Source organism: Lactobacillus laiwuensis (assembly GCF_019972835.1).
Taxonomy (GTDB): domain Bacteria; phylum Bacillota; class Bacilli; order Lactobacillales; family Lactobacillaceae; genus Lactobacillus; species Lactobacillus laiwuensis.
Window position 1 is genome coordinate 39,197 of sequence record NZ_BPPB01000001.1, and the last position, 19,814, is coordinate 59,010.

Consider the following 19,814-nt stretch of genomic DNA (forward strand, 5'->3'; position numbering starts at 1 on the left):
TTTAATATACTTTAATATAATTATTTTTTATCAGTAGATGTAGAAACATAAGAAGCTAAGACATCTTTTAGATCTTTATCTTTTATGTCAACTCCAGCCTTTTTAATAACTTTGGCTAGAACATCATGCATAGTTTGTTGGTCTTGTGACATCGTCTGATAGATCTGGTCATCAATCTCTTTTTTGTGTGAAGCAAAAGTTCCTTTAGCAGGGTGCTTAATCATTCTGATTACGTGATAACCTGATTGAGATTTAACTGGGCTCTTTGTTGTTTCGCCAGTCTTTAATTTAAAAGCGGCTTTCTTAAACGCAGGGTCTAAACTGGAATCAGTAGAATCAAAAGCAGGCAACTTTCCTTCATTGTTTTTAGTTCCTGTATCTAAAGAATACTTTTTCACTAAACTCTTAAAACTTTTACCATTTTTTAGTTCATTAGTAATTTCTTCTGCTTTAGATTTTTTGGAAACTAAAATATGTTGTACTTTAACCTTTGGTTGATAATCTTTCCAAACTTTATCTTCTTGACTCTTTGAGATCTTCTTAATGTCCTTTAAAGCAGCTTCAGTAAGCAGGTTTGTTTTCAAGTTTTGCTTGAAACTTGAAGCAGTCATGCCATTTTGTTGCAAAACGGCATCAAATTGACTACCGTATTGCTTTTTGTAATTATTGTATTGTTTATCAACTTGCTTCTTTGAAACCTTGTTGCCATATTGTTGCTCTAGAACACGATTGATAATCATGTTTGCCAGGGCGGTTTTACCAGACTGAGACTTTTTCATTTCGTCATAGTATTCTTGCTGAGTAATCTTGCCGCCTTTATAAGAAGCAACGGTTTTACCGCCATTGGAACAGGCCGCTGTTGATAAGGCCATACTTGCTACGGCAATCACAGCTGCTGCTTTTCTGATATATTTTTTCATAAAATAAATTCTCCACATCCTTAATAAATTAAGTCACCGACAACTAATATAACATAAACTGGCAAATCTAGTTTTTATTTTTAAGTTTTTTGCTAAAATTGCCAGTTTCTTTACTAATTTTTAGAATTATCAGCTTCATTTTCAATATTACGATTAATTGCTGAAGCTTTGCCTTTTAGTCTGGCAATAACTCGATTAATGCCTATTTGATAATATTCCACCTCATTTTGTAATTCAGAAATAGCTCTTTTTGCTTCTGGCAAAGACTCTTTTAACTCCTGCTTGGCAGTCTTTAATTTTTTGTTAGATATGGCAAGATCACTAATGTCTTCTTTGACTGAATTAATTGGTTTTTGCACCGATGGGAATAAACGATTACCATTTTGGTCTTTAAATAGTGAAAGAACAACGCCAAAACCCGCTCCCACTGCTAAACCTAAACTAAAATGTTTCATCATGTCACCTTAGAACTCGGCTCTAATTGCAGCTGCAACTTTTTGGTAATCTTCCTCAGTATATTTTTCAGCATTATTGCGCGTTGCAATCTTTAAACCGTCTCCTTCAAAGCGTGGTATAAAGTGAATGTGTGAATGCATTACTACTTGGCTAGCACTAGCGCCATTATTGCTACTAATGTTCATACCAGTAATTCTTGGGTCAAACTTTTTAATTGCATTGGCAATTGTTGGAATATACTGCAAGTATCTTTGAGCATCTTCAGGCGTATAATCAAAAAAGTTAGTGATGTGTTTTTTAGGAACCATCAGAGTATGGCCGGGATTAACTTGAGATAAGTCTAAGAAGGCTTTGACGTCATCATTCTCGAAAACTGTGTAGCTGTTGGCTTCACCTGTGATAATTTTACAAAATAAGCAATCTTTATCTAATTCTTCCATTTTAAAACCTCTTCATTTCAAAATTTAGTTTCTTTTAATATCATGCTATCATATTAAATGAGTAAATTCATTAAAAGAAAGATAGGAATTATGACTTTAAAAATTGAACATTTGACTGGTGGATACATTGGTGTGCCAGTCATTAAAGATATTAACTTGGAAATTAAACCAGGGGAAGTTTTAGGAGTTATTGGGCTAAATGGTGCTGGCAAATCGACAACAATTAAACATATCTTGGGGTTATTACGACCCCAAAAAGGAAAAATTACTCTCAATGGCATTGATTTAGCTGCTCAACCTACTAAATTTAAAAGACAAGTCGCATATATTCCCGAAACACCGGTTTTGTATTCAGAACTGACTTTGAAGGAACATCTGCAATTAACTATTCTCAGCTATCAGTTAGATGAAAAGCAGGCTTGGGCAAAAGCTCATGAGTTGCTGCAGATGTTTAGGCTGGATGATAAACTGGATTGGTTGCCGATTCATTTTTCAAAGGGTATGAAACAAAAAGTAATGATTGTGTGTGCCTTTTTGGCAAATACAGAACTCCTTGTAATAGACGAGCCGTTCACTGGACTAGATCCTTTAGCAGTAGCCAATTTAGTGCAATTGATCAAAAATGCTGCTGATCAAGGCAAAATGGTGTTAATGTCAACACATATTTTAGCTAACAGTGTCCAAGCAGTTTCACGATACGCGGTCTTAAACAATGGCAAAATTGCGGCTGCTGGCACTTTGGCTGAAATTCGCATGCACTATGCTTTAAAGGAAACAGATTCATTTGACCAAATTTACCAGATTTTAAGTCAGGAGCAACAAAATGCGTGATTTGGCTAAAAGAAGACTGCAGGAAAATTTAAGCCAATCTTTAAAATATCTAGTTTTGGTTTTTAATGATTTCTTTATCTTGGCTCTGATTTTTCTTTTTGGAGCGCTCATGTTCTGGTACGCACAGGCAATGAAAAGCATGCCTGAAAGTTTGTGGTACTACCGTCCACTAGTTGGCATTTTGCTATGGCTGCCACTATTAATAGGCAAACTGGTAACTTTGCTAAAACCAGCTGATTTACAATTTTTACTGCCCGAAGATGAAAACTTAGCATCATATTTGCAACCAATGTTAATTTACAGCTTGATTGTACCTACAATCTGCTTGGTTTTAATGGCAGGGATTATATTTCCTTTTGCCACGATCAAGGCAAAGATTGGACTGTTAGATTATATTTTCGCTGTTTTTGCTGTGTTTTTATCCAAAGTGCTGCAGCTTAAAGTTATGGAATATAATTTATACTTTAACCGTAAGATTTCCATCTTAATTTTAAATATCCTTTTCCTGCTTTTGCTGGGTTGGGGAATGTTTAAACCACAGAGCATGATCATAATCGCAATTTTGCTAGCTGCTGCTGTTTTTATTTTAGTTTTGAAGCCGCTGCATGCAGCTCTTTTTGACTGGCAATATGCTGTGGGGCAAGAAGAAAAGCGCAAAAATGTTGTTTACAACGCTTTTAGTATGTTCACAGACGTTAAAGAAAGACAGACCAACATTAAAAGACGGAAATATTTGGATTTTTTATTGCCTAAAAATTTAGCGTCAGAAAATCCGCATAAATTTTTGTATCGCCGTTCAGTGCTTAGAAACCCCGAAAATATCAATTTAATAGTGCGGATGACTGCTTTTGCAGTTTTAATTTCCTGGCTGGTACAAAATTGGGTTTGGGCATTATGTTTATCATGCTTAGTAGTCTTTTTAACTATTTACCAGTTAATACCAATGGTTGATGAATTCGATAACAATATCATGTATCGTGTTTATCCAATTGAGCGTACCGATCGGGGATTAGATTTAGTATCCGCATTAGCAGGAATATTATTAGCTCAATGGCTTATAATCAGTATTTCCTGGCTGATTACTTTACCAATTAATTTACACTTATTTGTGGCAATGGGATGTTTAGTTGTTTTCAGCTGGGGCGTATTAAGGTTATACTTACCTGCAAAAGTAAAGAAAAGGAAGTAGCAAAATAGATGAGATTACGTAACAAGCCGTGGGCTGTAAAGCTGGTACAAGATCATCCGGAAAGTGTGATTGATCGACCAGATCCAAGTCAAAGAATTGATTGGTCAAAACGGTTTGCAGATACTTCAAGACCACTAGAAATTGAAGTAGGTCCTGGAAAAGGAAAATTTATTACCACAATGGCAGAAGAGCATCCCGAAAAGAATTTTGTTGCTCTGGAATTGCAAATGACAGCAGCTGGCATGATTTTACGGACGAAATTAGCAAAAGATTTGTCTAATTTACAAATTTTATGTGCTGATGCTGCTAATATTGACACTTTTTTTGATGCTCACAGAGCAAGTAAAATATATTTGAATTTTAGTGATCCTTGGCCTAAAACTAGACATGAAAAAAGGCGGTTAACTTACAAGACTTTTTTACAAAAATATCAGACCGTCTTGCAAGAAAATGGTCAATTAGAATTTAAAACTGATAATGCTGGACTTTTTGCCTATTCACTTGAAAGTATGAATAATTTTGGGATGCACTTTGATTTTGTCTCGGTCGATCTTCATCATGAAAAAGATGAAATAGTCAGTGCCAATATTGAAACTGAATATGAACACAAATTTGCGGCTCAGGGTAATCCAATTTATGCTCTGCATGCAGATTTTGGGGTAAAATAATTAAATAAGAGTAAGGATTGAGAGGTTTTTTCAAAATGGAACAAATAAAAGAATTGAATAAAGATAAATTAGACTCTATTACCAAAAATGGTCGCGTAGTTTTGGAATTTTCAGCAGGTTGGTGCCCTGACTGTCGTTTTTTAGATCCGTTCATGCCAGAAATCGAAAAAGATTTTTCCGATAGCAAATTTTATCAAATTGATCGTGATGGCTCAGTTGACCTAGCTAAGGAAATGAATATCATGGGTATTCCTTCCTTTGTGGTCTACCAAGATGGTGAAGAAATTGGTAGACTAGTTAATAAGGATCGTAAAACTAAAGATGAGGTTGAAAGCTTTTTACGGTCACTTGACTAAGTGAAAGAGGATTATTGATTCATGATTACTAGTATTAATAAAAGAAGTTATCCTAATACCTTGATTGTAATTTTAGGTCAAGACAAGGGTAAAAGTGCATATGACGAAAAAGGTGATGTTACACGCATTACTGATGAAAAGGGTAATGTTACCGGTTATAACTTTTTTAACGTTGATCAACTAATTGACTATGATAAGTTACCAGATGGACAAGTTAAGTTGTCAAATGATGATTTAACTGCTTTAAATGAAAAACTGGCAGAAGTTGGTTTTACTGATAAACTTGTCTATGGCAAGCCAACACTTGTTTATGGCTATGTCAAAAGTTGTGAGAAACATCCCGATTCTGATCATTTACATGTTACACAAGTTGATGTGGGCAATGGTGAAGAACATCAAATTGTCTGTGGTGCACCTAATATTGCGCAGGGACAAAAAGTGGTTGTTGCCTTGCCAGGTACTTTGATGCCTAATGGCCAAGTGATTTGGCCAGGTCAACTCCGTCATGTGGATTCCTATGGTATGATTTGTTCTGCTCGCGAATTGGGTTTAGCTCATGCACCGCAAAAGCGCGGAATTATAGTAGTTCCTAATGAATTTACTGTTGGAGAGGCCTTTGATTCCGAAAAGTGTGATGAACTTTTAGCAAGCGGTCAGATTACTTTATAACACTGAGGACTTTATCAGGTTTTGGTAAGGTCTTTTTTGTTGCAAAAAGAATGTCAATTGCATTAGTTGTTTTATCGTCATATTGCTAAAATTTGATTGCAATTTTTTGATGATCCTGCTTTTTGGACTCAGTAATGGTAAAATAAACTGCAATGATAAAATTTTGGAGTTCAGTAAATGTTAGATAAAAATAAGCAAATTTGGTTTATCGGAATTAAAGGAACTGGAATGGCTTCTTTAGCTTTAGTGTTAAATGATTTAGGTTTTAACGTAGCTGGCAGCGATATTAAAAAGTATACTTTTACCCAAGAACCGCTAAAAAAAGCTGGTATTGAAGTTAAAGAATTTAGCGCGAATAATATTAAAAATTCAGGACAAATTATCGTTAAAGGAAATGCGTTTAAAGATGACAATGTAGAAGTAAAAACTTGTGAAAATAAGAACATTACCTGGCAAAGTTATCCTGATACAGTCGAAGAAATTATCAAAATGCATACAAGCATTGGTGTTTCGGGAACTCATGGTAAAACTTCTACTACAGGCCTTTTAGCTCATGTATTGGGTGAAGCTGCACCCACTTCCTATTTAATAGGTGACGGTGAGGGCAAGGGTGTTAAGGATTCTCGTTTCTTTGTCTATGAAGCAGATGAATATCGACGTCATTTCTTAGCCTATCATCCAGATTATCAAATTATGACTAACATTGATTTTGATCATCCGGATTATTTTAAGGATCAGGCTGATTATACTTCAGCTTTTCAAACTGCAGCAGATCAGACTAAAAAAGGACTATTTGTCTGGGGTGGTAATGAAAGATTGAGAGACTTGCATTCTGATGTTCTCAAATATACTTATGGTTTTGAAGATAATGACGATTTTCAAGCTGTCAATATTAGAAGAACAACTGAAGGATCGACCTTTACGGTTATGACTCATGGCAAAAAAGTTGGTGAGTTTGAAATACATCTTTTTGGTGATCACAATATTTTAAATACCACAGCTGTGATTGCTGTTGCCTACACCGAAAAGATTCCTGTAGCTGATATTCAAAAAGGTCTACTTACTTATCAAGGTGCAAAACGTCGTTTTTCTGAAAAAGATTTCGGTGATATCAATATTATTGATGATTATGCTCACCATCCAACTGAAATGAGAGCAACAATTCAGGCTGCACGACAAAAGTTCCCACAAAAGAAATTAGTTGTCGTATTCCAACCACATACTTTTTCCAGAACGAAGAAATATGCGCAAGATTTTGTAGAAATATTGCGTGATGTAGACAAGGCTTATGTGACTCCGATTTATGCTTCAGCAAGAGAGGCCAATGGAGATATTTCAAGTAGTGATTTAGTTGCTAAAATCCCTGGTTCTGAAGTGATAGATCTTGATAACATTGCAGATCTTGCTCAAAACAGAAATAGTGTGATCGTCTTTATGGGGGCTGGCGACATTCAGAAATATGAAGATGCTTTAGAAAAGTTACTGTAATTTAACTTTATAGCTTTACTAGAATTCTAGTAAAGCTAGATACACCACACCACAATTTGATGAAGCAACTGATCGCAAAAAGAACTTCACAATCTTTTATATTGGCTGATTCTAGCAAGTTTGGCGTATCTTCAAATGTTCAGGCTTTAGAATTAAAAGACGCAATCCTAATTTCTAATGATAATGACTCTCAAATTGCTAAAGAAACAAAGATTATTTGTCCGTAACTAAAACATAAAAGTTAATTAAGATTATATTTAGTAGAAACATCAAACCCAATAGGAGTTTGATGTTTTTGTTTAAAAAAGTTCTAAAAAACCTATACAAAAAAGGGTAATAAGCAAAAAGTAAGTTGTTAATTTAAAGTTGATAAACGAAATTTAACCATTTTGTTAAAAAATCAGTATTATGCAAGATCCATGGAAAAACTGTTAAAATGGTAGTTGAATAAAGAAACTTGGTTTAATTGTAAGGAGATCAAATGGCTGATAAAAAATTACTTTTAATTGATGGTAATTCAGTTGCCTTTCGTGCTTTCTATGCACTATACCGCCAACTTGAAAATTTCAGAAATCCTGAAGGATTGCATACTAACGCCATTTATACGTTTAAAAACATGCTTGATGTTGTATTAAACGATGTCGAGCCTGACTATGTTTTGGTTGCTTTTGATGCGGGCAAAACTACTTTTAGAAACAAGATGTATGCGGATTATAAAGGCGGTAGACAAAAGACTCCATCAGAATTATCTGAACAACTGCCATATATTCAGGAGCTTTTGCATGATTTGGGCTTGTCCACATATGAACTTGATAACTATGAAGCCGATGATATTATTGGCACTTTTGTCACTAAAGGAGAAAAGGCAGGCTTTAAAATTACTGTGGTCACAGGAGACAAAGATTTAACACAACTAGCTTCACCTCAAACAACAGTTATGGTTACTAAGTCTGGTGTCCTTAATTTAGAGTCATACACACCAGAGCACATGAAAGAAGTTAACGGTGTTACTCCAACAGAATTTATTGATATGAAAGCATTAATGGGTGATAATTCTGATAATTACCCTGGTGTGACTAAAATTGGGCCCAAAAAGGCTTCACAACTTATCCAGGAATATGGTTCTGTAGAAAACCTTTATGATCATGTAGATGAAATGAAACCTTCTAAAATGAAGGAAAATTTGATTAATGATAAAGACAAGGCTCTTTTAGGAAAAAAATTAGCTACTATTGATCGTCATGCTCCTTTAACCATTGGGATTGATGATGTTAAAAGGCGTGAAGTAGATTATCAAAAATTGCGTAGATTCTATGAAAGAATGAATTTCCGGAAGTTTTTGAGTGAACTAAATCCGGATGGAGAAAGTCAACCACAAGGTCAGTCTGAAAAGGCAAATGCTAAAGCAGTTGCTTTTACCGAACTTAAAGAAAATGATATCAATAATTTTGCTGTTACTGATGGTCAAACTATTACTTTTTATCTGGGAATGCTTGGTGCTAACTATCATTTAGCCAAGTTTGTTGGCTTTGCTTTAAAAATTGATCAAAAAATATTTGTTAGCCGCAACGTCGAGCTTTTAAAGGAAAATAAACTTAAAAACTTACTTGAGAGTGATAAAGTTTCTAAAAACGTGTTTGACCTAAAAAGAACAACTGTAGGTTTGAACCGATTGGGTATTCAAGCTCGCAACATTGATTATGATATGCTACTTGCTTCATATTTGATTAATAATGAAAACAATTCTGACGATATGGGTGAAATCTGTCGTATGTACGGCGATAATTCGGTTAAAAGCGATTATGATGTTTATGGCAAAGGTAAGAGCGTTCATATTCCGGAAGATGATCAAGTTTTGTTTAACCATTTAGCTGGTAAAATAGCAGCTATTGAAAATCTAAAAGAGACATTACTGGCAAAATTAAAAGAGCATGAGCAGGATGATCTTTATGCCAACATTGAAATACCAGTTGCAAGAGTTTTGTCAGTCATGGAAATAAATGGTATTAAGGTCCAAGCTAATACTTTGACTGAGCTGCAAGATGAATTTGCGGTTGACCTCAAGAAAATGGAACAACAAATTTATGATGAAGCTGGTGAAGAATTTAATATTAATTCTCCTAAGCAATTGGGTCATATTTTGTTTGAAAAGATGGGCTTGAAGCCAATTAAAAAGACCAAAACTGGCTATTCAACTTCTGTTGATGTTTTAAACCAGTTAAAGGATGAGAATCCTATCATTGAGCAAATTTTGACTTACAGACAAATTGCTAAAATTCAATCTACCTATGTTAATGGCTTGCTAGATGTTATCCAAAAAGATGGTCGCGTTCACACCAGGTATTTACAAACCTTGACCGCTACTGGTCGCTTGTCCTCAGTTGACCCTAATTTACAAAATATTCCTACCAGAACGGAAGAAGGAAAGCAAATTAGAAAAGCTTTTGTGCCTAGTGAACCAGACGGTTATATTTTCTCATGTGATTATTCTCAAATTGAATTGCGAGTTTTGGCACAAGTTTCCGGTGATGAACAGATGCAGGAAGCTTTTAGAACGGGTTATGATATCCACGCTCATACGGCAATGCGCATTTTTCATCTCAAATCAACCGATGATGTGACACCGCTAATGCGGCGTAGAGCTAAAGCAGTTAATTTCGGTATTGTATACGGTATCTCTGATTATGGCTTGTCTAAGAATCTTAATATTAGCCGTAAAAAGGCTAAGGAGTTTATTGATAATTACTTTGAGCAGTATCCGCAAGTTAAAGAATATATGAATAAAGCTGTGCAAGTGGCACGTGAAAAAGGTTATGCCGAGACAATAATGCATAGAAGACGTTATTTACCAGACATTCATGCTAAAAATTATAACGTCCGTTCATTTGCCGAAAGGACAGCCATCAATTCTCCTATTCAAGGTTCAGCTGCAGATATAATCAAAATTGCGATGATTAACATGCAGAAAAAGTTGGATGAATTGCATTTAAAGACTAAAATGGTGGTTCAGGTGCATGATGAATTAATTTTTGATGTACCAAAGGATGAATTAGAAACAATTAAAAAAATTGTGCCGGAAGTTATGCAATCCGCTGTAAGACTTGATATACCTCTTGTAGCTGACTCTGGATATGGTCATAACTGGTTTGATGCGAAGTAAGGAGTAATTTTAATGCCCGAAATGCCGGAAGTTGAAACTGTCAGGCGGACTCTTCTTCCTCTTATCAAAGGGAAAACAATTAAAGAAGTAACTGTATGGTACCCCAAGATTATCACCGGAGATGCTAAAGAATTTGCAAAGCAGTTAACCGGAAAAAAGATTGAAAATATAGAGCGCTATGCTAAATATTTGCTAATTCGACTCAGTGACAATTTAACAATAGTGTCGCATTTACGCATGGAAGGTAAATATCGTTTAGTCAAAATAAATACAAAAAAGGATAAACACGACCACGTGCAGATCATTTTTAGCGATAATTCTGCTTTGCGCTACAATGATGTGCGTAAGTTCGGGCGCATGCAGTTGATTAAAACGGGAACCGAAAAAGAAAAAACTGGTATTGGCAAATTAGGTGCTGAACCCAACTCAGCAGCTTTTACTGTTTCTTATTTACAAACTGGTTTAGCTCGCAAAAAGAAAAATATTAAAAACACACTTCTTGACCAATCTATTGTTGCAGGTTTGGGCAATATCTATGTTGACGAGGTTTTGTGGGAAACAAAAATTCACCCGTTAAGTCAAGCCAATACCATTCCGACAAAAAAAGTGGCACAATTGCACGATAATATTAATTCGTTAATAGAATTGGCAATTGCTGAAAGAGGTACTACGGTTCATACTTACCTGGATGCAAACGGTAAGACAGGTGGTTTTCAAAAAATGTTGCAGGTTTATGGTCATAAAGGTGAGCCATGTGTACGGTGTGGTACCCCTCTTGAGAAAATTAAAGTAAATGGACGAGGTACGACATTTTGTCCTAAGTGTCAGGTGATTTATAAATGACAAAAATTTTAGGCTTAACCGGTGGAATAGCCAGTGGTAAAAGCACTGCGGATGTTTTTTTTAGAGAAAAACAAATACCGGTTATAGACTGCGATCAAATTGCTCACGATATCTTAAATAATGGCGAAAAAGGTTATGAACTAGTATTAAAGCAGTTTGGAAAGAGCATACTTAAGTCGGACCAAACTATTAATCGTTCAGCGTTAGGACAGATAGTTTTTGATGATGAAAAACAGCTTAAGACCTTAAATAGAATTACCCATCCGTTGATTTTTCAAGAAATACAGGCTAAAATTGCGCTAAACAACCCGAGCAAAAATTCTTTGGTTGTTGTGGATGCACCAGTTTTGTTTGAAGCAAATGGTCAAAAATATTGCGACTTTACCTTATTAATTGCAATACCTGAATCTCTGCAAATGAAGCGGTTAATGTTAAGGGATAATTTAAGTAAAGGTGCTGCTTTGAAGCGCATTCGTAGTCAGATGCCCTTGTCCCAGAAAGAGAAATTAGCTGATTTTGTGATTAATAATACTGGTACAAAGCAAGATCTGAAATTCAAATTAGAACAGTTGCTTCTTGAAATAAAAGGGGAGGACTTATATGGAATGTCCTAATTGTCATAAAAATGCATCAAAAGTCATTGATTCACGTCCAAGTGATGAAAATCGCGCAATTAGACGTCGGCGTGAATGCGAAAACTGCGGCTTTCGTTTTACCACGTTTGAACGAGTTGAAACTACTCCTTTACTAGTGATTAAGAATGACGGTACTCGTGAACCTTTTAATCGTAAAAAAATTTTGCATGGCGTGATGGCAGCTGGTCAAAAGCGGCCAATATCAAGTACACAATTTGAAGAACTAGTTGACCATGTAGAAAACAAAATTAGACAACAAGGGATTAGCGAGATTTCTTCGAAAAAGATTGGTCAACTGGTAATGGATGAGCTGGCAAAAATTGATGATGTTGCCTATATTCGTTTTGCTTCCATCTATCGTGAATTTAAAGACATGTCCAGCTTTATGAAAACAATGGAAGATATGATTGCAAAAAGGGAAAAGGGTAATTAATTATGTTTGAGACAAATGATCCCAAACAGCCGTTTTTCATTACCAATCGGGTGGATATTTTTCCTAAAGATTTGCGCATATTAATTAAACTGTATCAACCTCTTATTGGTTCTCTTGCTTTGGCAGTCTATTTGAGTTTGAATGAAGATTATAATGGACAGGCAATGCTTTCTGATGCTAAAGGAATTTATACACTGCAAGAGCAGACCGATTGTGATATAAAAAAGTTATTTGGTGCGTTGCATAAGCTTGAAGCCGTTGGTTTGATTCAAACGAGACTGCTTGATAACCAAATTATGGGCCAGGTTTTGTGCTTCGAACTTAAGAGAGTTCCAGCAAGCAGTGAATTTTTTACAACTGCACTTTTAGCTAGTTTATTAAAAGAAAAAGTTGGAGTAACTGCTTTTAACAAATTGAGTCACGAGTTTGCCAGAGAAACTAAACAAAACAAGATTGAATTAAGTGGTATCAAAGAGGCACCTAACATTTCTGCTTCTTTTATGGATGTTTTCCATATATCTGACCAAGAGGCGATAGATCCTTCAGTTGAAGTCAAAGAAGCAGCTCAGGAAAATAATTATCCTTCAAACAATTTTGCTACTGTCAATGACCAAGATAAGATTGACTGGGATTTTATGAAACAGCAATTCGAAATTTATCAAATAGCTGGCAATGAAATTGACCAGAACAAAGAGGCTATTCGGGCAGTTATGCGCATATATGGGCTTTCAGAACAAGAATTTGTTGACGAGGCAATACCTTGCTTGCATGGTGACTATCATTTAAATATGAGGGAAATCAAGCAAACTATTGCTAACAGCATTCATGGTAGCGATACTCGCAGGCATTTGCAAAACAAGGCTAAAATACCTGACAAATTTGATAATAATGGCCAATTAAATCAGGAAGAACAAAAATTATTGCAAAAAGCGCAGACTGATACTCCAGCACAGTTTTTATATCATTTAAAAACTGAGAAAAACGATTATGTTGATGCTAGTGAATATCAAGTGTTGGATAGCCTATATAACGATAAGGGAATATCAGCGGAATTACTTAATATTCTGACATATGCTTGTTTAAAAAGTGGCCCCAATATTTCATTTCGTTTAGCAAATAAAATTTTGCATGATTGGCTGCAACACGGTGTTAAAACTGGTAGTGAGGCCTTGGATTACATGCACAAAAGAAAAAAGGCACAAGAACAAAGGCAGAGTAAGCGGTATAGCCGGTTTGCTCCTAGAAAAATAGTTGAAAAGGGCACTGATTGGAACAAGCAACAGCCGAAAGTAAAATCTAATGTCTCAAGTGCGGAGCTAAAAGAATTTTTCAAAAATTTTGAAGATAAAAACGGTATGAAGTAGGTGAAAAAATGCAACCCATTAAAAAATTTATGGTTAAAGGACAAACAGCTAAAGCAGAAGACCAGAGCACCGCTAAAATTAAGCAAAAAGTTTTGGCTGAGCCCAAAGTGCAACAATTTATCAGTCAGCACCGAGCACAACTTAATGACAGTATAATTGATAAAAGCCTTCCCAGTCTTTTTGAATTTTATCTCAGCCAACATAAAAAAGATCCTGTGACCAAAGGATATTATCCGGATTTGATAATGAATAAAAATGCCATTAGTCTTAAATTTGTTCCTGAAGACAGTAAACTGATACATGATCAGGAGATTAATATCAAAAAGCACTTGCGTTTAATTAATTTACCAGAGGGGTTGCATGATGTTCGTTTAAGTAAAATTGAAATGACACCAGAAAGAGCCGAGGTAATGACTGCTATTCAGCGCTTTTTATATCGATATTCTCAAGATATTCACCAAAAGGGTCTTTATTTATCTGGTAATTTTGGTATTGGTAAAACGTATATTTTAGCAGGACTGGCAAATCAAGTAGCTGCAATGGAAAAATATGTTGTGTTTCTGCATGTTCCTACATTCATTGCCAGTTTGTCCAGTCATTTTAATGACAATAGTTTACAAACTGAAGTACAAAAAATAGCTAATTCTGACTTGTTAATATTGGATGATATTGGTGCGGAAAATTTAAGTCAATGGTCGCGAGACGAAGTCTTAGCAGTAATTTTGCAGGCTCGAATGGACAATATTTTGCCCACCTTTTTCTCGTCCAACTTTGTCATGGCTGATCTGGAGGACCATTTCAAGGAAACTAAAAATGCAATTGAACCAGTAAAGGCTGCTAGAATAATGGAGAGAATACATTCTTTAGCAACGGAAATAGTAATATCTGGGCCTAACCGGCGTCACTAAATTATAAAAGATGCAGGATGATTTAATTTTTTAATGAAAATATACTTGCATTAAAAAATTATTGGGTTATAATTAACTCCAATGAATGAACATGTTGCAACGCAACTCAGAGAGAAAGCATTATTCTGAAAGCTTTCATTAGCGTTTGCAATCCACTCATTCATACCTAAATTTTGATAATGGGTTAGATTCCGTTAACAATCTATAACGAGATAGTTCATTTTTTGAACTAAATTTTGGGTGGAACCACGTTAATTAACGTCCCAGTGCTTAATTGCACTGGGATTTTTTGTTATAAAAATTTTGGAGGAAATAATGAGTTTTTCGATTACTTTGCCTGACGGCTCAAAAAAAGATTTTACAGACGCTGTTTCAATATCTGATTTAGCACATGATATTGGTACATCTTTAGGTAAAGCAGCTCTTGGTGCAAAAGTAAATGGTCAAATTGTTGCTTTAGATTACAAGTTAAGCAAAAATGCAGAAGTTGCAATTATTACTGACAGAGATGAAGAGGGCTTAGCAATTCTGCGTGATACTGTTGCATTTGTTCTTGAAGCTGTTGCCAAGAAGGCCTATCCTGAGATTCATTTTGGTGAACATGGAACTGATGACGAAGGTTTTTACGTTGACACTGATAAAGAAAATCAAATAAAAATCAATGAATTACCTGACTTGGAAAAAGCGGTCAAAAAAGTAATTAAAGCGGGAGAAAAAATTGCATCCTGCATGATGTCTAAAGACGAATTGGCCGATATATTCAATGATGATCCTTATAAGAGTGAAATGCTTAAGGCTGAAAAAGGTGACCAAGTTCAAGTATACAAATTGGGAGACTTTATCGATTTTGGCTTTGATGCATTACTGCCTAACACAGGAAAAATTAAGCAATTTAAATTATTGTCAGTTGCCGGTGCCTACTGGAAAGGGCAATCTTCTAATCCTATGCTTCAGAGAATTTCAGGTACTGCTTTCTTTAAAAAAGCAGATTTGGATGCAGATATTAAACGGCGTGAAGAAATTAAAGAACGTGATCATAGAACAATTGGCCGTGATCTTGATTTATTCTTTGTTGATCCAAAAGTTGGTGCTGGATTGCCCTACTGGATGCCAAAAGGTGCCACAATTCGCCGTGTAGTTGAACGATACATTATCGACAAGGAAGTCGCTGACGGCTACCAACACGTTTATACTCCAGTTTTAATGAACGTTGATGCTTATAAAACATCAGGCCACTGGGCACACTATCGTGATGACATGTTCCCACCAATGGATATGGGTGACGGTGAAATGCTTGAACTGCGGCCAATGAATTGTCCGTCCCATATTCAAATTTACAAGCATCACATTCGTTCATACCGTGAACTGCCAATTAGAATTGCAGAACTGGGTATGATGCATAGATATGAAAAATCTGGTGCTCTGTCAGGACTGCAACGTGTACGAGAAATGACTTTAAATGACGGTCATACATTTGTGACTTTAGATCAAGTTCAAAGTGAATTCTCAAAAATCTTGACTCTAATTTTAGATGTTTACAAAGACTTTGACATCACTGATTACTACTTCAGACTTTCCTATCGTGATCCGAAGAATACTAAAAAGTATTTTGCCAATGATGAAATGTGGGAGAGAAGTCAGTCAATGCTGAAAAAGGCAATGGATGACATGGGACTTGACTATGTTGAAGCAGAAGGTGAAGCTGCTTTTTACGGCCCTAAACTTGATATTCAAACTAAGACTGCTTTAGGTGCAGATGAAACAATGTCCACAATTCAACTAGACTTCATGCTGCCTGAAAGATTTAATTTAACCTATGTTGGTCAAGATGGCGAAGAACACCGACCAGTTATGATTCACCGCGGAATTGTTGGTACTATGGAGCGTTTTATTGCTTATCTGATTGAGATTTACAAGGGCGCCTTTCCAACTTGGCTGGCTCCAGTTCAAGTAGAAGTGATCCCGGTTAACCTTGATGCTCATTCTGATTATGCTAAGAAAGTTCGCGATGAACTTAATAAACGTGGTTTTAGAGCCGAAGCAGATCTGCGTAATGAAAAATTAGGTTACAAGATTCGTGAGTCGCAAACACAAAAAGTACCATATACTCTTGTTTTAGGTGACAAGGAATTAAAGGACAATGGTGTTAATGTTCGTCGCTACGGCACTGAAGAAGAAGTAGCCAAGAGCTTTGATGAATTTATCAGTGAAATTAAGCAGGATGTTAAATCATATTCACGTGAAGAATAATAGAGTAAAAGATAGTAAAGATAAGTTTAATTTAATAGATTGCAGGAATAATTTGATAACTTAGACCTTAAATATAAAAACCGCTAAAATTTGCACGTCGAGTAACAAAATGTAGTGTTGACGGGATGCACTTTTGATTAATTAATCAATTGCTAAAAATTGAGTTGGATAGTTAAATTACGACTGCTAAAAAGGAGCAATATTATGTCAATGGTAGAATTTCATGACGTGCAGAAATTTTATGGCAAATTTCACGCGTTGCATAGTATTAATTTACAAATCGATAAAGGCGAAACTGTTGTTTTAATCGGACCTTCTGGTTCCGGCAAGAGTACGCTTATTAGAACAATAAATCGCTTAGAGTCAATTCAGGGCGGAAAGCTGATAGTTAATAATCAGGATTTATCCAATCCCAAGACTGACTCAAATAGGTTGCGCCAGGATGTCGGTATGGTTTTCCAACACTTTAATCTTTATAAAAACAAAAATGTTTTGGAAAATGTGATGCTGGCACCAAGAATTGTCAGTCATATACCTGAGGATGAAAATAAAAGACAGGCAATGAATTTGCTTGATATGGTTGGTGTGGCTGATAAAGCCCAAAATATGCCAGCACAGATATCTGGTGGACAAAAGCAACGTGTAGCAATTGCTCGATCTTTAGCAATGCATCCTAAATTATTGCTTTTTGATGAACCAACTTCAGCGCTTGATCCAGAGATGATTGATGAAGTTTTACAAGTAATCAAAAAGATTACTTCGTCTAGCGATATGACCTCCTTGATCGTGACCCATGAAATGGGCTTTGCCAAAGAAGTTGCCAACCGGGTCATCTTTATGGATCAGGGTCAAATTGTTGAAGATGATGACAGTTCATCCTTCTTTAAACAGCCGCAAACAGAGCGGGCGCAACAATTTTTAAGCAAGATAATAGCGCATTAAGAGGGGGCAATATCATGAAAAAATTAATTTGCTCAATCTCGCTGTTTTTAGGAATGCTCCTTTTATCTGCTTGTGGCAATAGTGTCACTGACCAGTCAGCTTTGAAAAATGTGCGCTCGTCCAATACCATTACTTGGGCAGTTGAAGGTGACAAAAAACTTTTTAGTCTAATCGATATTAGAGATGATAAAGAAAAGGGCTTTGATATTGATATGGCCAAAGCCATTACCAGAGAAATTTTAGGTCCTAAAGGGCAGGCTCGCTTTACGCTTGCCACTTCACAGTCGAGAATACCTTTATTGAAAAATGGTAACGTTGATGCGGTAATTGCCACTCTGACAATTACTCCTGAAAGAGCACAAGTAATCAGTTTTTCTAAACCATATTTTCAGGCTGGTAAATCATTTCTTGTCCCTAAAGGATCAAAAATTAAAAAGCCCAGCGATCTTAATGGCAAAACTGTGATTGGGATTGTTGGCGATAATTCTGTTGAGGCAGTAAAGAAAGTTGCCCCCAGAGCAAAAGTTGTTGCAATGCAGGACTATGGTCAAGCAGTCTCAGCTTTGAAATCGCATCAAGGTGATGCTTTGACTAGTGATAATGGTATTTTATATGGTTTAGCCGCACAGAGTCCCGGTAGCCTTGAAGTAACTGGAGGAACTTATACTAAAGAACCTTATGGTATCGCAGTAAATAAAAATCAAGAACCTTTTCATAGAGCTATAAATCGAGCGATTGATAAAATTCAAAAGAGTGGAGAATACAATCGCTTAATTAAAAAATGGTTCGGTCAAGTTCCTGGTTTTAACTATAAGGAGATGTATATTAAATGATTCGTATCTTTAATAATTTTAGTAGTCAACTAGTTTCAGGTTTTGGCTGGACTATTTTATCAAGCCTCTTAACATTAATATTTAGCCTGATTTTTGGAGTTTTAATAGCCCTTTTAGAGGTTATTCCTAATAAAGCGGCAAATAAAATCGGTAGAATTTACGTTGAAATTTTTCGTAATATTCCATTATTGATTATTGTAATGTTCTTTTACTTAATAGTTCCAAAATATTTTGTCAAAATAGACGGCTTTACTGCAGGTACAATTGGCTTATTCTTGTATACCTCAGCATTTATTGCAGAAATAATTCGTTCTGGTATTCAGTCTGTTTCCCAAGGCCAAATGGAAGGTGCCAGATCTACGGGGATGACTTATAAGCAAGCTATGCGCTATGTAGTTCTTCCCCAGGCTTTTAAGATTGTTATTCCACCATTAGGTAATCAATTTGTCAATTTAATCAAAGATTCGTCAATTTTAGCTTTTGTTGCGGGTTTTGATCTAATGTATCAAGCTAATGCAATTGCTTCTGTGACTTTTGATACTATTAACAGTTATTTCGTAATTGGTGTGCTGTATATAATAATTACTATGCCGTTAAGTTATTACATGCAATACCTAGAAAAGAAAATGGCATAGGGAGGCGATTAAAATGCAAACATGGATTAATGCCCTATCATGGTTAAACTTCGGTTTTCTGTTAAAGGGGCTAGCAGTCACATTATTTATTTCAGTTTTCGCCATTGTATTAAGTTTTATTTTCGGATCAGTGCTGGGAATAATTCGCTATGCCAAAATTAAATTTATTTCTGCAATTGTTGGTTTCCTTATAGATATTGTTAGAAACTTACCCTTATTATTAATTATCTTCTTTACCTATTTTGGGTTGCCCAATATTGGTCTGAGACCTGGAGCAATTTTGTCAGCGATTATTGCAATGACAATCTTTGAATCCAGTATGATCGCTGAAATTGTGCGTTCAGGTATTCAGTCAGTTGCTGTAGGTCAAATTGAAGGGGCAAGGTCTACAGGAATGACATTTGTGCAAGCTCTGTGGCACGTTGTTTTGCCACAGGCATATCGGCACATGATACCTACTATTATTGGTCAGTTTGTATCTTTGGTTAAGGATACGTCATTAGCAACTATCATTGTCGTACCTGAATTAATGCAACACGCACAGGTTATTTATGGTCAAAATGCCAATTACATCGTACCAATGTTTGCTGCTTTAACACTTTTGTACTTTATTGTTTGCTTTTCCCTATCCGTTATCGGTAATAGACTCAATAAACGTTTAGCATAAAGCAAAGTATGAAAACTTATCTTATTGACACATTCGCAAAAGACGAGTATAATTACGAAAGTTGAGAACAAGAAGAAGCTTCCCGCTTCTCGCCTAAGTTAAGTTGACCTCTAGGCTGATCGATATT

The 19,814-nt window shown here is 35.7% G+C and carries 21 protein-coding genes and 1 other annotated feature (1 of these 22 cut by a window edge); of the genes, 18 read left to right on the top strand and 3 right to left on the bottom strand.

From position 1 onward, the window contains the following. Positions 1-20: 20 nt before the first annotated feature. The 3 genes from LDM92_RS00195 to LDM92_RS00205 all read right to left on the bottom strand — a co-directional run bounded on the left by LDM92_RS00195 (position 21) and on the right by LDM92_RS00205 (position 1,816). Positions 21-920 (bottom strand): peptidylprolyl isomerase PrsA, encoded by a 900-nt coding sequence (locus tag LDM92_RS00195; protein ID WP_223901545.1) that lies wholly within the window; start codon positions 918-920, stop codon positions 21-23. Positions 921-1,033: 113 nt separating this feature from the next. Continuing rightward, positions 1,034-1,378: a hypothetical protein gene (locus LDM92_RS00200; protein WP_223901546.1), complete on the bottom strand. Its 345-nt coding sequence runs from the start codon at positions 1,376-1,378 to the stop codon at positions 1,034-1,036. Between the two features lie 6 nt (positions 1,379-1,384). Continuing rightward, entirely contained in the window at positions 1,385-1,816 is a 432-nt protein-coding gene (locus LDM92_RS00205; RefSeq protein ID WP_046332337.1) for an HIT family protein, read from the bottom strand. Between the two features lie 90 nt (positions 1,817-1,906). On the opposite strand from LDM92_RS00205, the gene LDM92_RS00210 reads away from it, so the two are divergent. The 18 genes from LDM92_RS00210 (at position 1,907) to LDM92_RS00295 (ending at position 19,687) form a co-directional block, all read left to right on the top strand. Further along, the gene (locus LDM92_RS00210) at positions 1,907-2,647 is read left to right on the top strand and encodes an ABC transporter ATP-binding protein (protein ID WP_187160052.1); all 741 of its coding nucleotides are present in this window, start codon (positions 1,907-1,909) and stop codon (positions 2,645-2,647) included. After that, on the top strand, positions 2,640-3,836 hold the full coding sequence (locus LDM92_RS00215) for an ABC transporter permease (protein ID WP_223901547.1): 1,197 nt from the start codon (positions 2,640-2,642) through the stop codon (positions 3,834-3,836). Before LDM92_RS00210 ends, LDM92_RS00215 begins: the two co-directional genes overlap by 8 nt. Positions 3,837-3,844: 8 nt before the next feature. Next, entirely contained in the window at positions 3,845-4,504 is a 660-nt protein-coding gene (gene trmB / locus LDM92_RS00220) for a tRNA (guanosine(46)-N7)-methyltransferase TrmB (protein ID WP_223901548.1), read from the top strand. Between the two features lie 35 nt (positions 4,505-4,539). Then, positions 4,540-4,860 carry a thioredoxin family protein gene (locus tag LDM92_RS00225; protein WP_223901549.1) on the top strand — a complete coding sequence of 107 codons (321 nt, stop codon included), beginning with the start codon at positions 4,540-4,542 and terminating at the stop codon, positions 4,858-4,860. A 21-nt stretch (positions 4,861-4,881) separates the two neighbouring features. Then, positions 4,882-5,529, top strand: coding sequence for a YtpR family tRNA-binding protein (gene ytpR, locus LDM92_RS00230; protein WP_223901550.1), 648 nt, complete (start codon positions 4,882-4,884; stop codon positions 5,527-5,529). A gap of 177 nt (positions 5,530-5,706) precedes the next feature. Then, entirely contained in the window at positions 5,707-7,017 is a 1,311-nt protein-coding gene (murC, locus tag LDM92_RS00235; protein ID WP_223901551.1) for a UDP-N-acetylmuramate--L-alanine ligase, read from the top strand. 59 nt (positions 7,018-7,076) lie between these two features. After that, a complete protein-coding gene (locus LDM92_RS00240) occupies positions 7,077-7,244 on the top strand; it encodes a hypothetical protein (protein WP_223901552.1) in 168 nt (55 codons plus the stop codon). 254 nt (positions 7,245-7,498) lie between these two features. Then, entirely contained in the window at positions 7,499-10,177 is a 2,679-nt protein-coding gene (gene polA, locus LDM92_RS00245; protein WP_223901553.1) for a DNA polymerase I, read from the top strand. A gap of 12 nt (positions 10,178-10,189) precedes the next feature. Further along, entirely contained in the window at positions 10,190-11,020 is an 831-nt protein-coding gene (mutM, locus tag LDM92_RS00250) for a bifunctional DNA-formamidopyrimidine glycosylase/DNA-(apurinic or apyrimidinic site) lyase (protein WP_223901554.1), read from the top strand. Continuing rightward, complete coding sequence (gene coaE, locus LDM92_RS00255) at positions 11,017-11,634, top strand: dephospho-CoA kinase (protein WP_223901555.1); 618 nt, start codon at positions 11,017-11,019, stop codon at positions 11,632-11,634. The genes mutM and coaE overlap by 4 nt, the downstream gene beginning before the upstream one ends. Next, complete coding sequence (gene nrdR, locus LDM92_RS00260; RefSeq protein ID WP_187154992.1) at positions 11,621-12,088, top strand: transcriptional regulator NrdR; 468 nt, start codon at positions 11,621-11,623, stop codon at positions 12,086-12,088. Before coaE ends, nrdR begins: the two co-directional genes overlap by 14 nt. Positions 12,089-12,090: 2 nt before the next feature. Next, positions 12,091-13,452, top strand: a complete 1,362-nt coding sequence (locus LDM92_RS00265) for a DnaD domain protein (RefSeq protein ID WP_223901556.1) — start codon at positions 12,091-12,093, stop codon at positions 13,450-13,452. Positions 13,453-13,460: 8 nt separating this feature from the next. Then, complete coding sequence (gene dnaI / locus LDM92_RS00270; protein WP_223901557.1) at positions 13,461-14,360, top strand: primosomal protein DnaI; 900 nt, start codon at positions 13,461-13,463, stop codon at positions 14,358-14,360. Between the two features lie 315 nt (positions 14,361-14,675). Further along, the gene (thrS, locus tag LDM92_RS00275; RefSeq protein ID WP_223901558.1) at positions 14,676-16,610 is read left to right on the top strand and encodes a threonine--tRNA ligase; all 1,935 of its coding nucleotides are present in this window, start codon (positions 14,676-14,678) and stop codon (positions 16,608-16,610) included. A gap of 204 nt (positions 16,611-16,814) precedes the next feature. Beyond that, on the top strand, positions 16,815-17,552 hold the full coding sequence (locus LDM92_RS00280; RefSeq protein ID WP_274383934.1) for an amino acid ABC transporter ATP-binding protein: 738 nt from the start codon (positions 16,815-16,817) through the stop codon (positions 17,550-17,552). Positions 17,553-17,566: 14 nt separating this feature from the next. Further along, on the top strand, positions 17,567-18,385 hold the full coding sequence (locus LDM92_RS00285; RefSeq protein ID WP_223901559.1) for a transporter substrate-binding domain-containing protein: 819 nt from the start codon (positions 17,567-17,569) through the stop codon (positions 18,383-18,385). After that, positions 18,382-19,020, top strand: a complete 639-nt coding sequence (locus tag LDM92_RS00290) for an amino acid ABC transporter permease (RefSeq protein ID WP_223901560.1) — start codon at positions 18,382-18,384, stop codon at positions 19,018-19,020. Before LDM92_RS00285 ends, LDM92_RS00290 begins: the two co-directional genes overlap by 4 nt. A 13-nt stretch (positions 19,021-19,033) precedes the next feature. Beyond that, positions 19,034-19,687 (top strand): amino acid ABC transporter permease, encoded by a 654-nt coding sequence (locus LDM92_RS00295; RefSeq protein ID WP_187154986.1) that lies wholly within the window; start codon positions 19,034-19,036, stop codon positions 19,685-19,687. Positions 19,688-19,750: 63 nt separating this feature from the next. Beyond that, positions 19,751-19,814 (top strand) — a sequence feature (ribosomal protein L20 leader region); it runs 48 nt beyond the window's last position.

Excerpts from the sequence above, each read along its gene's own strand:
- coaE (WP_223901555.1), top strand. The coding sequence starts at position 11,017 with ATGACAAAAATTTTAGGCTTAACCGGTGGAATAGCCAGTGGTAAAAGC.
- LDM92_RS00295 (WP_187154986.1), top strand. The coding sequence starts at position 19,034 with ATGCAAACATGGATTAATGCCCTATCATGGTTAAACTTCGGTTTTCTG.
- LDM92_RS00290 (WP_223901560.1), top strand. The coding sequence starts at position 18,382 with ATGATTCGTATCTTTAATAATTTTAGTAGTCAACTAGTTTCAGGTTTT.
- LDM92_RS00200 (WP_223901546.1), bottom strand. The coding sequence starts at position 1,378 with ATGATGAAACATTTTAGTTTAGGTTTAGCAGTGGGAGCGGGTTTTGGC.
- trmB (WP_223901548.1), top strand. The coding sequence starts at position 3,845 with ATGAGATTACGTAACAAGCCGTGGGCTGTAAAGCTGGTACAAGATCAT.
- murC (WP_223901551.1), top strand. The coding sequence starts at position 5,707 with ATGTTAGATAAAAATAAGCAAATTTGGTTTATCGGAATTAAAGGAACT.
- LDM92_RS00225 (WP_223901549.1), top strand. The coding sequence starts at position 4,540 with ATGGAACAAATAAAAGAATTGAATAAAGATAAATTAGACTCTATTACC.
- LDM92_RS00195 (WP_223901545.1), bottom strand. The coding sequence starts at position 920 with ATGAAAAAATATATCAGAAAAGCAGCAGCTGTGATTGCCGTAGCAAGT.
- ytpR (WP_223901550.1), top strand. The coding sequence starts at position 4,882 with ATGATTACTAGTATTAATAAAAGAAGTTATCCTAATACCTTGATTGTA.
- polA (WP_223901553.1), top strand. The coding sequence starts at position 7,499 with ATGGCTGATAAAAAATTACTTTTAATTGATGGTAATTCAGTTGCCTTT.
- LDM92_RS00240 (WP_223901552.1), top strand. The coding sequence starts at position 7,077 with ATGAAGCAACTGATCGCAAAAAGAACTTCACAATCTTTTATATTGGCT.
- thrS (WP_223901558.1), top strand. The coding sequence starts at position 14,676 with ATGAGTTTTTCGATTACTTTGCCTGACGGCTCAAAAAAAGATTTTACA.
- dnaI (WP_223901557.1), top strand. The coding sequence starts at position 13,461 with ATGCAACCCATTAAAAAATTTATGGTTAAAGGACAAACAGCTAAAGCA.
- LDM92_RS00285 (WP_223901559.1), top strand. The coding sequence starts at position 17,567 with ATGAAAAAATTAATTTGCTCAATCTCGCTGTTTTTAGGAATGCTCCTT.
- LDM92_RS00205 (WP_046332337.1), bottom strand. The coding sequence starts at position 1,816 with ATGGAAGAATTAGATAAAGATTGCTTATTTTGTAAAATTATCACAGGT.
- LDM92_RS00215 (WP_223901547.1), top strand. The coding sequence starts at position 2,640 with ATGCGTGATTTGGCTAAAAGAAGACTGCAGGAAAATTTAAGCCAATCT.
- mutM (WP_223901554.1), top strand. The coding sequence starts at position 10,190 with ATGCCCGAAATGCCGGAAGTTGAAACTGTCAGGCGGACTCTTCTTCCT.
- nrdR (WP_187154992.1), top strand. The coding sequence starts at position 11,621 with ATGGAATGTCCTAATTGTCATAAAAATGCATCAAAAGTCATTGATTCA.
- LDM92_RS00210 (WP_187160052.1), top strand. The coding sequence starts at position 1,907 with ATGACTTTAAAAATTGAACATTTGACTGGTGGATACATTGGTGTGCCA.
- LDM92_RS00265 (WP_223901556.1), top strand. The coding sequence starts at position 12,091 with ATGTTTGAGACAAATGATCCCAAACAGCCGTTTTTCATTACCAATCGG.
- LDM92_RS00280 (WP_274383934.1), top strand. The coding sequence starts at position 16,815 with ATGTCAATGGTAGAATTTCATGACGTGCAGAAATTTTATGGCAAATTT.